We start from the raw sequence: 15,159 nt of genomic DNA on the forward strand, positions 1-15,159 counted from the left end.
TTATTTTTCCTCCAACCAACGGCAAACGTCTTTTGCATGATAAGTAATAATTAAGTCAGAACCCGCACGCTTCATACCTAATAATGTTTCCAATACAACGGATTTTTCATCAATCCAACCATTTTGAGCAGCTGCTTTAACCATTGAATATTCGCCCGAAACGTTATAAGCAACTACCGGAACAGGGAAGCTATTTTTCACATCACGAATAATATCCATGTAAGCTAATGCCGGTTTAACAATTAAGAAATCCGCGCCTTCTTCCATATCTGAAGTTGCTTCGCGAATTGCTTCCATACGGTTTGATGGGTCCATTTGATATGTTTTACGATCGCCAAATTTTGGAGCACCTTCAGCAGCTTCACGAAACGGTCCGTAGTAGCTTGACGCATATTTTACCGCATAAGACATGACAGGAATATGTTCAAAACCAGCTGCATCTAACCCAGCACGAATTGCTGCTACGAAGCCGTCCATCATGTTAGAAGGAGCAATAATATCAGCCCCTGCTTCCGCTTGAGAAATAGCAGTTTGCGCTAATAAATTCAATGAAGGATCATTTAAAATTTGTTGATTTTCTACAACTCCACAATGTCCATGATCTGTGAACTCACATAAGCAAGTGTCAGCAATTACTAATAACTCAGGGTGCAATTCTTTAATTAACCGCGTTGCTTTTTGAACGATACCGTGTTCATGGTATGCACCTGAACCAACCGCATCCTTTTCAGCTGGAATTCCAAATAATAATACAGCTTGAATGCCTAGCTCAACAATTTCATCTACTTCAGTAGCTAAATTGTCTAGCGATAATTGAAACACACCTGGCATTGAGCTTACTTCGTTTTTAATATTTTCGCCTTCAATAATGAATAAGGGATAGATTAAATCTTCTTTGTGTAAGTGTGTTTCTTTTACTAATGCACGCATCGCCGGTGTTTGACGTAAACGGCGGTGACGTTGAAAATAAAGTTCTGTCATGTTGGTGATTCCTCCAAAATAAGCTGTTCAATGACTGCTTGCATCGTATAGATTTTGGGCTGAACACTTGGTGTAATACCATAATTCGCTAGTGCCGCCGTTGTTATATGACCAATAGAGGCTATTTTTACTTGATCCCATGCAATAGAGGTAGCGACTTCATTTGCATACACATCTACTGCGGAAGGGCTGGCAAAAATAACGACTGGATTTGGTACATTTCGTATTCTTTCTTTCAAATCCTCTACGTACCGCTGATGAGCATGCGTTTCATAGACCGTCCATTCATCTGCGCCTGTGCCATCACGAATTGTACTTTTTGCCATAGAGCCCCGTACAAATAAAGCACGCTCATTTGACTGTAACTGAAATTCTTTAATAAACACATCGGCACTATAAACAGTCGGTATAAAGTGAATCAGATAGCCATGCTTTTTCAGTAAGGCAGCTGTCTTTTCACCGACAGCCGCAATTTTAATCGTACTCGGCAATGTTATTAGAGCGCGTTCAAGTTTATTTACAAAATACTTAACCGCATTTTGACTCGTAAAAATAAGCCAATTATACGCTGTCAAATTACATAAATAAATTTGATCTTCATTCGTCTCTTTTTCAACTGTTTCAATTAACGGATAACAATAAACTTGACCGCCATGCTGTGTAATGAGTTCTTTGACAGACATGACAACACTTGAGCCCGTTAAAAAAATTGTTTTGTTAGCAAGTGCATTACTCAACATCAAGCTCAGCTTTTACTTTTTGAATTAAATCAAAGGCACCTTGTTCTGTTAGTTTTGCTGCTACTTGTTTACCTAATATATCCGCATCCGTACCTGTTAACGTTTCTTTATAACTTACAGAAGCATCAGGTGCTGCGACTAAACCAGTTAATGTAATTGTGTCCCCGTCAACTGTTGCATACCCTGCGATTGGCACTTGGCAACCCCCATCCATAGCCGCTAAGAACGCTCGCTCTGCATTTGCTGTTTTCCAAGTAGGTGCATCTGTTAATTTTGACAATTGCTCAAGTAACTCTGCATCATCTGCACGGCACTCGATTCCTAATGAGCCTTGTGCTACTGCTGGTAGGCAGATATTCGTATCTAAGTATTCTGTTACGACTTCATCGCTCCATCCAAGACGTTTAAGACCTGCTGCTGCTAAAATAATCGCATCATAGTCTTCTGTTTCAAGTTTATTTAAACGTGTATCTACATTTCCACGTATCCATTTAATCGTTAAGTCTGGTCGTACTGTGAGAAGCTGTGCTGAACGGCGTAACGAGCTTGTACCAACAACTGCGCCTTCTGGTAAATCAGCAAATTTTACATGATTTTTTGAAATGAATGCATCACGAGCATCTTCACGTGGTGGAATACAGCCAATCACTAAGCCTTCCGGTAATACAGCAGGCATGTCCTTCATTGAATGCACTGCGAAATCGATTTCTTTATCATATAATGCTTGCTCAATTTCTTTTACGAACAAGCCTTTACCCCCAACTTTTGAAAGTTGAACATCTAAAATACGGTCGCCTTTTGTAACGATTTCTTTAATTTCAAATTCGAACGGTACACCAGCTGCTTTTAATTCGTTAATAAACCAGTTTGTTTGCGTTAATGCTAATTTACTTTTACGTGAACCTACAATAATTTTTCTCAAGTTATTCCGACCTTTCTGTTATACCCATAGATGGAAATTCGATAGTTTGCTGCCGAGAAAGAAATTTACGACAACAAGTAAAAATAAATAAATATGTACGCGTGCATACATCGTACCTATTAATGTGCCTTTACGGTGCAATACAAAAATAATTAAGTACACGACTGACACAACAAATGAGCCAACAATTTTCACATCAAAAATTGAAATACCTTCTAACGTTAAAAATGCCCATTCCAACCCTAAAATTAAACTAATTAATAATAAAGGAACACCAATAATTGTTGAATAGTTAATCCAATTCATCGTTTGCTGTAAATTCGGCAAGCGCGACCATAAATTGTTCCATTTCTTTTGCTTTAATATGCGATACAAAATCAAATACAAAATGGCAAAGATAAACGCGACAGAAAATGCCGCATAGGAAACAATCGCAAAGCTAATATGAATAAGTAGCATTTCAGAAATTAACGCTTCTCCAACTATTTGTTGTGCTGATTGCGGAGCAATTAAATGAATCGACATAAAAACAAAACTCAATACATTTATAAAGAACACCGGCAAGTCAACACGGACAATGCAGTGTAGGACAATTGACAACATTGTAAGTAACCATGCATAGATAAAGACCCCTTCATAGAGAGATAAAATCGGGAAACGTTTCGTCTCTATGACAAACAGCACTAAATAAATCGTTTGCAATACCCAAACAATCGAAACAAGCCAAAATGCAACACGCCTACATTTCACATTTTTATATAAATAATCAATAAAATATAGCACGATACTGAGCGCATAGAGAACAATTATGAGCTCATATAATCTTGCCATAACTAAATCTGTCATAAGCTCTATCCCCTATTTGAAATTTGCTCCAATAACCCATTTCTAGTTATGTTTAGAGAACCATCTTCCACACTAAATCGTGCGAATTACTATCGTTTCTAATGTAGACTTCCAAAATATTATTACTTGATAATCTACACTAAAAATGACCAATCTTAGTTCGTCCTAAAACATATATGAAAAAGCGCTTTCGCTATCTATAATTTTACCATATAGATACGAAAACGCTTATGTTTTATTTGAAGAAAGTACGTCAATATGGCCAGTTTTCTATTGGCGAAGCGTTCTATTAATAAGACAAACGTGGCTCAAAATTTGCCTCTTGAAGCTGTTCATCTTGCTGTGCTTTTTGTTGCATTTGTTGCACTTCATGCTCCACATCTTCTTCAATCCCAAAAATTTGTTGGAACAATAAAAGCTGTGCTGCTGCCTCATTTGAATTGGCCAATTCTTTCGCCTGTAAAATAGGATTTTTTAATAATTGATTAATAATCGATTTCGTATGTTTATTTAAAATTTTTCGCTCACGCTCTGTTAAATCAGGCATTTTGTTTTCAATACTCATCATCGTTTCTTCTTGAATCGATGCCGCTTTCTTACGTAATGCTGAAATAACTGGTACTACACCCAACGTTTTAAACCAATCTTTAAATTCAACAATTTCGTTTTGAATCATTGCCATAATTTCATTTGCAGCACGTTCTCGCTCTGCTAAATTGGCTTGTACAATTCCTTGTAAATCATCGATATCATATAAGAAAACATTGGCTACGTCGCTAATTTTTGGATCTAGATCACGTGGTACCGCAATATCTACCATAAATAACGGGTCGCCTTTACGGAATTTCGCTACGTCCTTCATTAAATCGTAATCAATGACATAGTCAGTTGCACCTGTTGAGCTGATTAAAATATCCGCCTCAAGTAGCGTACATTGTAATTCATTCATTGCCTTTGCATCACCATCAAATTTGGATGCTAAGTTTTGTGCTTTTTCAAATGTACGGTTAATTACTGTTACTTTCCCAACGCCATTACCATGGAGATTTTGAATCGCTAGCTCACCCATTTTACCAGCACCTAAAATCGCGACATGCTTGTTTTGTAATGAACCGAAAATCTTCTTGGCTAACTCAACTGCTGCATACGAAACAGATACGGCATTTTCTCCGATCGCAGTTTCACTATGAGCACGCTTGGCAAACGTTACAACTTGTTTAAATAAGTGATTATAAATAGTTCCCGTTGTCCCTAATTCTTGACCTTGTAAGAAACTTTTTTTCACTTGACCCAAAATTTGGGTTTCACCTAACACCATCGAATCAATCCCCGCAGTTACACGGAATAAATGATCTAGCGATGCTTCCTCCTCACGAATGAATAAGTGATCCTCAAATTGTTCCATTGGGATGTTAAACCAGTTCGCTAAAAATTGCTTTATATAATGACGGCCTGTATGTAATTGATCTACAACCGCATAAATTTCTGTACGATTACATGTAGAGATAATTACATTTTCTAATATACTTTTTTGATTTTGTAGCGCTTCCATCGCATTCGGAATATCAGATTCGATAAATGATAATTTTTCACGGATTTCGACAGGCGCTGTTTTATAATTCAAGCCTACTACCAATGTATGCATGAATCCCCCACACCTCACACGTTCTAATTCACAAAGCTTATTTTATCATATTTCCAACATAATTCACCTATATATTGTGAACATGCTATGAATAAAATGTAACACAATTAATTAGAATAATTCTAATGTAAGTTTAACAAAGTTCTCTTAATAATTCAATGCGTTCGACTCAGAAAAAAAGCTACACAAAAAAGTTTCCTTTTAGTGTAGCCAATATTTTTACATAGTATGAATTTTAGTAGTGATAACATTTCCTGAAGCGTCTAAGGCTTGGAATTCCACTTCTGTGTAGAGATCGAACTCTGGGAATTCATATAAATTTGGACGGTGCATATAACGTGAAGAACCACGCGACGGTAAGTCATATTGTGTGTTACCGCTTGGCGAATTGAAAATAACACGCACACCTTTTACATCTGTACAGCTTGTATTAACATCCGCAATCAACGTTACTTTTGTTGGTTCAATTCGTACATCCGTATTATTGAATAATGTATCCCCAACTAAGCAGCTATTATTGCTAACAGGTGTTTTACATAAAATCGAATTAATAATCGATTGTAATGCACCATGTAAATTCTCAATCTCTACAATATTTTGGTAAGTACCTTTTGTTTCAGATGCGATATCTTTTAACAGCTTTTCGTTCACTTGCTTGTACGAGCCAACGGAAACAGTATGAATCGCAATTCCTTGTGCATTTGCTTTTCGAAGCACTTCATCTAAGCCATTTGTATTTGAATAACCGTCTGTAATTAAAACAATTGCTTTATTCGTAAACTCATTGGTTGTGAAGTTGTTTAATGCCGTATTCAACGAAGCGATTATATTTGTACCGCCCGAGCGCTTATAATCTAACAAGCTTTCCATATTAGCGACTTCCTCTGCCTTACCTTGTGCTTCAAAGGTTGCTCGTGTGTTAAAACGATACACATGCGTTGGATTTGCATTCACCTGCTTCACTGTTTGCTTTATTTTGCCTCTTGTTGCGTTGGCAGGATCCACTTTATTCATCGAACCTGAATGATCGACTACAAACATTACTTCAGATTCAAGTGAACATAAATTATTTTCAAATCGAGGGTTGGCAAAAATTGGTGCTGAAATGGTTTTCCCTTTCAACGAACCTATTACTTTATCGTAACGTGGATCTAAGTCAACCAAACGGACCTTGACCTCTGATTTGCCGTAAATAATATCATCGAAGAACACAACGGCCGAGCCTGGGCTACCTGTGCCGGTATTGTAGTCTTTTGTGTTGGTATCGAATGACACCAGCTTCGATTTACCGTTATATGTCACTTCAACCGTTCCGTAATAATCGGTAATGATGGTCCCACCAGGTGCAACAAGGTTTACGATCACTTTCGTATAGCGATCCATACCTTCTGGACGCTGTTCCAATTCTTGCCCTGCAAGTAACACATCTATTTTGGCGATGGCACCTAGTAATTTACCGATTAAGTCTGCTTGTTCCTTCTGCAATAAGTTTTTATCCACTTGACCTAATCGTTCATACATTGCTTGAATCACTTTTACCGTTTCAGCATGGGCTAATGTAATATCATCAGCAGGAGGTAAAAATTCTTTAATTAAATAAATAATAACGGCGTGTACTTTGCTCTCAAATTGATCTAAATATTCTTTACCAATAACTCCTTGTAAATCATATGTGGCACGGCCTTCACTATTTAGTGTATACATCACTTTTGCAGTGCCTACGCCGCCCCAATCAGAGTCTTTATCTGCGCCATAAATCATATAATCTAAAATTTGTTCAAATAACCAAACGGAAATGATTTGACCTTCTAACTTTAATTCAGCATTTCCATATTGAATTTCATCAGATTCTACATCACCTTGCGTCAAAGTACCTTGTTCGTTTGTATAAGTTTCCCATTTTGAACCAGTCATCAGTTTCGTATCGACATCATAATCCGTTACCGTAATTTCTCCATTCACTGTAAAAGGAACTGTTATTGTACCTACCTTCCCTTGAGGCAGCGCTGGTAATGGCTTAGATCCTGGATCAACGTTGCCGCCATTCCAATCTTTTTGCTCTGGGTCAAATACTTGATACGTAACACGTAATTCTGGCTTTGGAATGTAACGAACAGACGTTTTAATTACTTGATTTTTATATGTGTAATATTTGTCTGCTGGGTTAACCATTTCAAAGCTAATCGTATCAACAATTGATTTAGTTAAGGCTGGTGCTGTTACATAAACGTTTAAAAATGGACCATCCGTGTAAACAACGCTCGCTTCGCCACTAGTGCTTGTATTTGTTTCAGAAATTTTTGCTTTTGCTTGTGATGTCACTTTAAATGCTAATGATTCATCATAAGGTATGTCATTGCCATAACTGTCACGCAAATCAATTGTAATAAGTGTAGAATCTACACCATTGGCAATCAATTCTTCTTTTGCTACGTTAATACTTTTTACTGCCTTATAAACATCCGGACGTTTTTCTTTGTCATCTGTGCTTGAACCTGGCTTAGATGGAATCGTTACCGAATTATCTTTAGATGTTACAAAGTTTGGAGGCAGTGTAATTTTATTATTGTCTTTACCTGTTGGTGATGATGTTAGCCCTTCGATTGATAGCTTCCCTTGCTTATAAATACGATACATAAATACAGCAAAATCACCGCGTTTCAGCGTATTCCCCGATACATAGTCCTCATAGGTTTTCTTTCCTGTTGTACCTGCTGTAATTTCATTCATATATAAATAACGAACAGCTTGAACCTCTGATAAATCTAATCCGTTCGACGCCGCATAAATTCGAGCAAACTGCCCTCTATTTACTGGTGATGTACGTTTGTTTGCATTAGCAACACCATTTAATGGGATATTTAAATCACCATAATAATTATATAAAATCTCTTGCATTTCTCGCTCTGACTTACCCTTTAAATCAAGATGAAAGTTCTCATCTAATTTTGAAATAAAATGAAGTAGCTGCCATTCTTTTACAGAATAACCCCCGTCAAATTTATTTCCTGGAAACAAGTCCAAATAATTATTATCCACTGCCCATTTAATCGCAGTAAACTTCGGATTGTTCGTTGAAACATCCGAAATTTTCGTGTTAGCCGCCTCAACTGGTGACGCACTAAATGGTAACGCCGTTGAAAGAATCAGTACACAAATTACTACTAGCGCCATATATTTTTTTATATTTTTCATATTAGCACTCCCCTAATTGTAGAACAAAATGTTGTCGCGATAGTTTTCTTTTAAATCTGTTTCTAAATAACGTAAGAAGCGCTCAATAATGGCTGCTGACTCGGCACGCGTTAACGTACTTTTCGGATAGAAGTAACCATCATCCCCCTGCAGTAGCCCTATTTCTGTCGCTACATAAATCGAATCACGAGCATAGTCTGAGATTTTGTAATCATCCTTGTACTCAGTTGCATAATTTGGATCTGGAGCTTTCTCTTCAAGTCCTAATGCACGCACTAAAATCGTCGCTGCTTGTTCACGTGTTAAATAGCCATCTGGTTCAAATGATTGTGGAGTAATCCCGAAAATGACACCTTTTTTAACTGCCGCCTCTAAGTAGTTATAATCTTTCATTGAGCGCTTGACATCTTTAAAAATCGTAGTTGGCGTCTTAGTCTTAGTTTTCTTTTCTTCTAATACACGAATATCAATCGCTTTACCAATGGCAATCGCAAAATCATAGCGTTCCTCTGGTGTATTTGGAGAATAGAAATTCGATTGATCATCTAAAATTCCTAACGAATAAAGCTTTTCAATTGATTCACGTGCCCAGCTTGATGAAAGGTCCCGGAACTTAGGTATCTTTAGCATCTCAATTTTTGGCATATACTCGATTTCAAGTGCTACCGTTCCACTAGCATCTGGTAAATCATATTCATATTCTGATAATGTATCCGCCGAGCTAATCGTTTTGTAATTGCCTTTAAAGCTCGATAAGCTTGCATCACTTTCGTTGTACTCTAATACGCGAGATTTCGCCGTTGAAATTTTATTTTTTACAGTTCCGATTTTTCCATCTGCGAAATAGATTTCATAATCTGTTATTTGTGTCTCAGCTGAACCCCAGAAGTTTTCATAGCCTTCATCTCGGCTATTAATATGAATCGTAATTTCTTCTGGTTGTGCCTTTTTCCCACTACCAACCGATGTATACGTTTTGCGTGCAATCGCATTGCCTGCATAATAATCTGAAGCAGGGCGCTTATCTGTTACTGCACTGTCTGAAAGCTGGTAGTCTGCTAATGTATACGTGCGGTTATTAGCTACAATTTTCTCAGTAAATTTCGTAACGCTACCTGTTGCTGTACTTTGACCAATTTGATCGTAGTTTGTTACATCATATGTATAAGCATAGTTACGCGTAAGCTTTTCGCCATTTGGTCCAGTTAACGTTAATTTATAAGTTTCAGTTAACTTCCCTTTATTTTCTTTTATTGTGACCGATACATCTTTATTAGTGCCTGTAAATTTGATTGGTTTACCCGTTAAAAAAATATATTCTTCGTAATCGTATTCATTTTTAATGCCACCAGTAAAATCCAATGACTGTGCTGAACTTTTTTGCGGCACCATCAGCACTAACATCAGCAAGCATGAGAAGGCTGCTGAAAAAATAAATTTAAATTGCTTGTTCACTCATACATCCCTCATCTCTCTATGTACTTCTATTTTTAACTTTCTCTAAAAACATTGATTGGCATGCGAGTATTTTCCTCGCATGCCATCTTACTTATTCGCTTACCATTAAGACATAAACATCTGATGTTGAACGAGCAATTGCCGTAATATGATCTGATTTTTTAATATCTTTTATTGTAATGACTTTACCATTTTTGACAATCATCGCTTTCGATAAATCCAATGTTAATGCCCCATTTCGGAAGCTCCATGACCCATCCTTATTCCACTGACTACTATTTTTCACTGACATTTTTTTCGTATTATAGTTAACGTCATCGACACGCCCAGTTAAGGTTAATGTCGCTAACTTCTCACCAGGAACAAAGTGAATACCTTGTATATGACCGTCCTTTTCATAGAAATAACCGTAGTATGGGTTTGGTGAGTTTGTATAGTTATCATATAAATCTAAATCTAATTCAGGAATGACTTTGAAATTTGATGAACCATCTAATTCAGATGCAACTGTTGAATTACTAAATGCAAACTGCGCATTTGACTTATCTGTTTTCCAGAAATGATTATTAAAGCGCTCAATATCTGTTAATTCTAATTGATATGCGCCCATATCTGCTACATCAATACGTGCAAAGTATAAACCATACTCTGATAAGTTTGGCGCTAAGAAACCATCATTTGTAATATTGACGATATGTGCATAATCGTTCTTCGTTGCACCATCTGTCAGTACAAAGGCAGTTGTAGAAATAGGTGTTTGCTCTGTATTTAACGCAATTAATCCCTCTGGTTCTACTAAACGACCATTTCGAATTAAAATCGAACCTTCATGATATTGAACCTTTGATACGTTTTTTAATGAAATAGTATTAACATCCAATGATACATATTCAATCGGCTGATAATAGGTACGCTCATTTTTAGCTAATACAATAATTTTCTCGACTACTTCTTTACTAAATTGCTTTTTCGTTACAAAATATAAATCACTATTTTTATAGTTCATTAATTTTGATTTTGAAATCTTTTTGTTGCCTACATAAATCGATGTATTATTCGTCAATGTGAATGTTTGCTGCGCTATCGTATCTTCTGTGCCGAAACGCCAATTCAACAGTGGATGCGCATTTTTAACGACCATTGTATTTTTCGTAGTATTAACTGTGTTTAAATTTGCCTTATACAAATCTTCTACCATTACCGCAGTTGAAATAATATGAATTTCCGACACGCGAGATGTAGTTGCCGTTTCAAACTTGAGACGAACACGATCCCCAACATAAATGGTACTTATATCAACAGAAGAATTATCTTTAAACACTTCCGTATTGTTCGTTACAACAAAGGTATTTGTTGAAGAACCATCAACCTTGACACGAATTTGTAAGCCGTTTGGATCAACCGATGTCACGCTACCTGAAAGCTGCTTACTATTCGATACAATCGAACCATCTTCAATATTCGTTGTGCCACGCATTTCTTTAATTTTACCATTCGATAATTTAATCGTTACTGGCATGCCATTTTTGAAGCCAGCAATCGTTGTTAGCGTATCATTTATGTAGTAAATGCTATTTGCAGCTACTTGGAAAACCCCTGTAGTACCATTGCTCTTTTTTAATGAAATACTCTTTAGTGTACGTGTTACACTACCATCTTTATTTTCCGTTTCACTATATTGCGCCTTTACAAATGTATATGTAGTTGCTGCTTCAGCTTGCTGTCCTGTTGGAAACATTGCTAAAGCAATAATAATTGCTAGTAATACTGTTGCACATTTTTTTAGCAATTGTTCCGCCTCCCTTAACTTACTTCTACATAATAATTTTATCAAAATAAATTCATTCATCATCTATTAATCAAAATTCGTAACAAAAAGCTCGTAATATTTGTATAATTTGTATAGCTCAAATGAACTATCCCCTGTAATTAACAATAAAAACAATGAGCGTTTTTAATTTTGGTCAAACATTTTAAACCGATACGTCAATTGTATGACCAGAAGTTGGGTGTGGAGCATCTAAAATTTCAAGTACTTGCTCGGTAGATTGTTCTTGAAATTCCATCGCTTTTTTTGTTACGGCCAATGAAACATTTTGCATTAATTGTGCTTGTTTCATCGACATCGCTAATGCTGCAATATCCAAATGTAGCACCTCCCTACACCTTTTATCGACAGTCCATATTAAATATCAAGTCATTTTGATTTGTTTATTGGCAATATTATTGAATTTTCCCAAGAAAAAAACAATCTCACAGACAAACATGAGATTGCTTTTTCATTCTTACATACGTCCTTCAATTTCAGCCCATGCTTGCTCGAAGCCAAGACCTTTTTCTGAAGAGAATACGAATAATGGATCTTCTTTTTCCATTTCTAGTACTTCACGGACATTCTTTTTGTGTTTATCCCATTTACCTTTCGGGATTTTATCTGCCTTCGTCGCAACAACAATTACCGGAATGTTGTAATGCTTTAAGAAATCATACATCATTTGGTCATCGTTTGTTGGATTGTGGCGGATATCGACGATTAGCACAACCGCTCTTAGCTGTTCGCGACCCATGAAGTACTTTTCAATCATTTTCCCCCATGCAGCACGTTCAGTTTTTGACACTTTCGCATAACCATAGCCTGGTACATCAACGAAATACAATTGTTCTTCAATTCGATAGAAGTTTAACTGTTGCGTTTTACCCGGCTTTGACGAAATACGTGCCATCGCTTTACGGCCAATCATACGATTAATGAACGAAGATTTGCCGACATTCGAACGACCCGCTAACGCAAACTCAGGTAACCCATCTTCTGGGAACTGTTCTTCTCGGACAAAGCTTCCGATCATTTCAACGTTATGGACTTTCATTACTTTTTAAAACCTCCATCTAGTGCAATAGCTAGAACTTCTTCAGCTTGTGACACTAGTTTAAATGTGAGCTGCTCACGAACTGTTTCAGGAATATCATCAATATCGCGCTCATTGTCTTTCGGAATAATAATCGTCGATAATCCTGCACGATGCGCACTTAACGATTTTTCTTTTAGACCACCAATTGGTAATACGCGACCACGAAGCGTTACTTCACCTGTCATACCGACCTCGCGCTTAATTGCTTTACCAGTAATCGCTGAAACAATTGCTGTCGTCATCGTAATACCTGCAGAAGGACCATCTTTTGGTACAGCACCTTCTGGAACGTGAATATGAATATCATGCTGCTCAAAATAATCTGCATCTAAGCCTAAATCGTTCGTAAGCGTACGGACATAAGATAGTGCGATTTGAGCAGACTCCTTCATCACATCGCCAAGCTTCCCTGTTAATACTAACTTTCCTTTACCAGGCGCTAACGAAACCTCAATTTGAAGTGTATCGCCACCAACTGTTGTATAAGCGAGACCTGTTGCTACTCCAATTTGATTTTCTGTTTCGGCTTGACCGTAACGGAAGCGGTGTTTTCCTAGCATATCAACTAAAACTTTTGAAGAAACGGTTACTTTTTTCTTTTCACCAGAAACAATTATCTTCGCAGCTTTACGGCAAACCGTTGCAACTTGGCGTTCTAACCCACGCACACCTGCTTCACGCGTATAGTAACGAATTAAATCAGTAATTGCTTCTTCCTTCATTAAAAATTGTGCCTTTTTTAAACCATGTTCCATCATTTGCTTCGGAATTAAATGGTTTTTCGTAATTTCCATCTTCTCATACTCTGTATAGCCCGCGATATTAATCACTTCCATACGGTCAAGAAGCGGTCCTGGAATTGTACTTAAATCATTCGCTGTTGCGATGAATAAAACATCTTGTAAATTATATGGCTCTTCGATGTAGTGATCGCTGAATGTACCGTTTTGTTCAGGATCTAATACTTCGAGCATCGCTGCTGATGGGTCTCCACGGAAATCATTCGACATTTTATCGATTTCATCAAGTAAAAATACTGGGTTTGTAGTACCCGCTTTTTTCATCCCTTGAATAATACGACCTGGCATCGCTCCAACGTAAGTACGACGGTGACCTCGAATTTCTGATTCATCACGCACGCCACCAAGTGAAATGCGGACAAATTTACGGTCTAAACTTTCAGCAATTGAACGTGCTAAACTTGTTTTACCAACGCCAGGAGGTCCTGCTAAACATAGAATCGGACCACGCAATGAATTCATTAATTGACGCACAGATAAATATTCTAACACACGCTCTTTCACTTTTTCTAAACCATCATGATCGCGGTTCAAAATTTCCTCTGCAATACCAATATCAATTCGGTCTTCTGTTTTTTCGCTCCAAGGAATCGATACTAGCCATTCAATATAATTACGAATAACACCGCTCTCAGCACTTGCTGCCGGCAACTTTTCATAACGATCTAATTCTTTATATGCCACTTTTTGTGTTGATTCTGGCATGTCGGCAGCTTCGATTTTTTTACGTAGCTCTGAAATTTCACCTGTTTTGCCTTCGCGATCACCAAGTTCTGTTTGAATCGCTTTCATTTGTTCGCGTAGATAGTATTCTTTTTGCGTACGCTCCATCGCTTGCTTTACTTTTGAGCTAATTTTCTTTTCTAAATTTAAAATTTCTTGCTCATCATGTAGACGGATCATTAAATGATCTAAACGTTTTTTAATATTTGTAATCGCTAATACTTCTTGCTTTTCACTAATTTTAAACGGCAAATGCGACGCAATTACATCTGCTAAACGCCCCGGCTCTTCAATATCTAATACCGATTCAATCGTTTCAGTCGTAATTTTATTCGATGATTTTGCATATTTTTCGAAGTATGTTAGCACTGTTCGCATTAATGCTTCCGTTTCAGAATCTTTATAATCTTCGTCCTCGAAAAGTTCTAAGTCGGCAATTGTAAATTTGTCAGATTCTACGTAACGTAGCATTTTTGCTCGGTGTAAGCCTTCCACTAAAATACGTAATGTACCGTTTGGTAATTTTAGCATCTGCTTCACTTTGACTAATGTACCCATTTCAAATAAGTCTGATTTTACAGGAGCTTCTACACGTAAATCTTTTTGTGTTACTAAAAAAATTGTGCTGTCCCCTAACATTGCATGTTCTAGTGCAGCGATTGAGCGCTCACGTCCCACGTCAATATGTAAAACCATCGTTGGGTATACTAAAAGACCTCTTAAAGGTAAAACTGGCATATTCGTTAATTTGTTTGTCACGCGGGTATTCACCTCCATCCAAATCTTTAAAAAAACCCGCATTTGTAGTATGTGTTAGTTTTTCATCAATTACGCTTTGCTATACGTAGTCTCAATTTTTTCCGAGCTACTAAAAAATGTTCTTCAAAAAATCTGGAACATCAGACAGCCGTTATCTTATTTCAGCGAGCAAAAATACTCG

General features: G+C 37.1%; 11 protein-coding genes. All 11 read right to left on the bottom strand.

Annotation, left to right across the window (positions count from 1 at the left end):
* Window positions 1-981 (bottom strand): porphobilinogen synthase, encoded by a 981-nt coding sequence (gene hemB, locus LZ480_RS10135; RefSeq protein WP_241369315.1) that lies wholly within the window; start codon window positions 979-981, stop codon window positions 1-3.
* Window positions 978-1,721 (bottom strand): uroporphyrinogen-III synthase, encoded by a 744-nt coding sequence (locus LZ480_RS10140; protein WP_241369316.1) that lies wholly within the window; start codon window positions 1,719-1,721, stop codon window positions 978-980. The genes hemB and LZ480_RS10140 overlap by 4 nt, the downstream gene beginning before the upstream one ends.
* A complete protein-coding gene (gene hemC / locus LZ480_RS10145; RefSeq protein WP_241369317.1) occupies window positions 1,711-2,643 on the bottom strand; it encodes a hydroxymethylbilane synthase in 933 nt (310 codons plus the stop codon). Before hemC ends, LZ480_RS10140 begins: the two co-directional genes overlap by 11 nt.
* A gap of 18 nt (window positions 2,644-2,661) precedes the next feature.
* Window positions 2,662-3,489: a cytochrome c biogenesis protein CcsA gene (ccsA, locus tag LZ480_RS10150; RefSeq protein ID WP_241369318.1), complete on the bottom strand. Its 828-nt coding sequence runs from the start codon at window positions 3,487-3,489 to the stop codon at window positions 2,662-2,664.
* A gap of 289 nt (window positions 3,490-3,778) precedes the next feature.
* On the bottom strand, window positions 3,779-5,134 hold the full coding sequence (hemA, locus tag LZ480_RS10155) for a glutamyl-tRNA reductase (RefSeq protein WP_241369319.1): 1,356 nt from the start codon (window positions 5,132-5,134) through the stop codon (window positions 3,779-3,781).
* A gap of 219 nt (window positions 5,135-5,353) precedes the next feature.
* Window positions 5,354-8,329 carry a VWA domain-containing protein gene (locus LZ480_RS10160; RefSeq protein WP_241369320.1) on the bottom strand — a complete coding sequence of 992 codons (2,976 nt, stop codon included), beginning with the start codon at window positions 8,327-8,329 and terminating at the stop codon, window positions 5,354-5,356.
* A 12-nt stretch (window positions 8,330-8,341) separates the two neighbouring features.
* Window positions 8,342-9,784, bottom strand: coding sequence for an S-layer homology domain-containing protein (locus LZ480_RS10165; RefSeq protein ID WP_241369321.1), 1,443 nt, complete (start codon window positions 9,782-9,784; stop codon window positions 8,342-8,344).
* Between the two features lie 94 nt (window positions 9,785-9,878).
* Window positions 9,879-11,576, bottom strand: coding sequence for a phosphate ABC transporter ATPase (locus LZ480_RS10170; protein ID WP_241369322.1), 1,698 nt, complete (start codon window positions 11,574-11,576; stop codon window positions 9,879-9,881).
* 184 nt (window positions 11,577-11,760) lie between these two features.
* Window positions 11,761-11,934, bottom strand: a complete 174-nt coding sequence (locus LZ480_RS10175; RefSeq protein ID WP_241369323.1) for a YjfB family protein — start codon at window positions 11,932-11,934, stop codon at window positions 11,761-11,763.
* A 138-nt stretch (window positions 11,935-12,072) separates the two neighbouring features.
* Window positions 12,073-12,654 carry a ribosome biogenesis GTP-binding protein YihA/YsxC gene (gene yihA, locus LZ480_RS10180; protein WP_241369324.1) on the bottom strand — a complete coding sequence of 194 codons (582 nt, stop codon included), beginning with the start codon at window positions 12,652-12,654 and terminating at the stop codon, window positions 12,073-12,075.
* Window positions 12,654-14,996 (bottom strand): endopeptidase La, encoded by a 2,343-nt coding sequence (lon, locus tag LZ480_RS10185; RefSeq protein ID WP_241369325.1) that lies wholly within the window; start codon window positions 14,994-14,996, stop codon window positions 12,654-12,656. The genes yihA and lon overlap by 1 nt, the downstream gene beginning before the upstream one ends.
* Between the last annotated feature and the right edge of the window lie 163 nt (window positions 14,997-15,159).

The organism is Solibacillus palustris, from assembly GCF_022549215.1.
Lineage (GTDB): Bacteria > Bacillota > Bacilli > Bacillales_A > Planococcaceae > Solibacillus > Solibacillus daqui.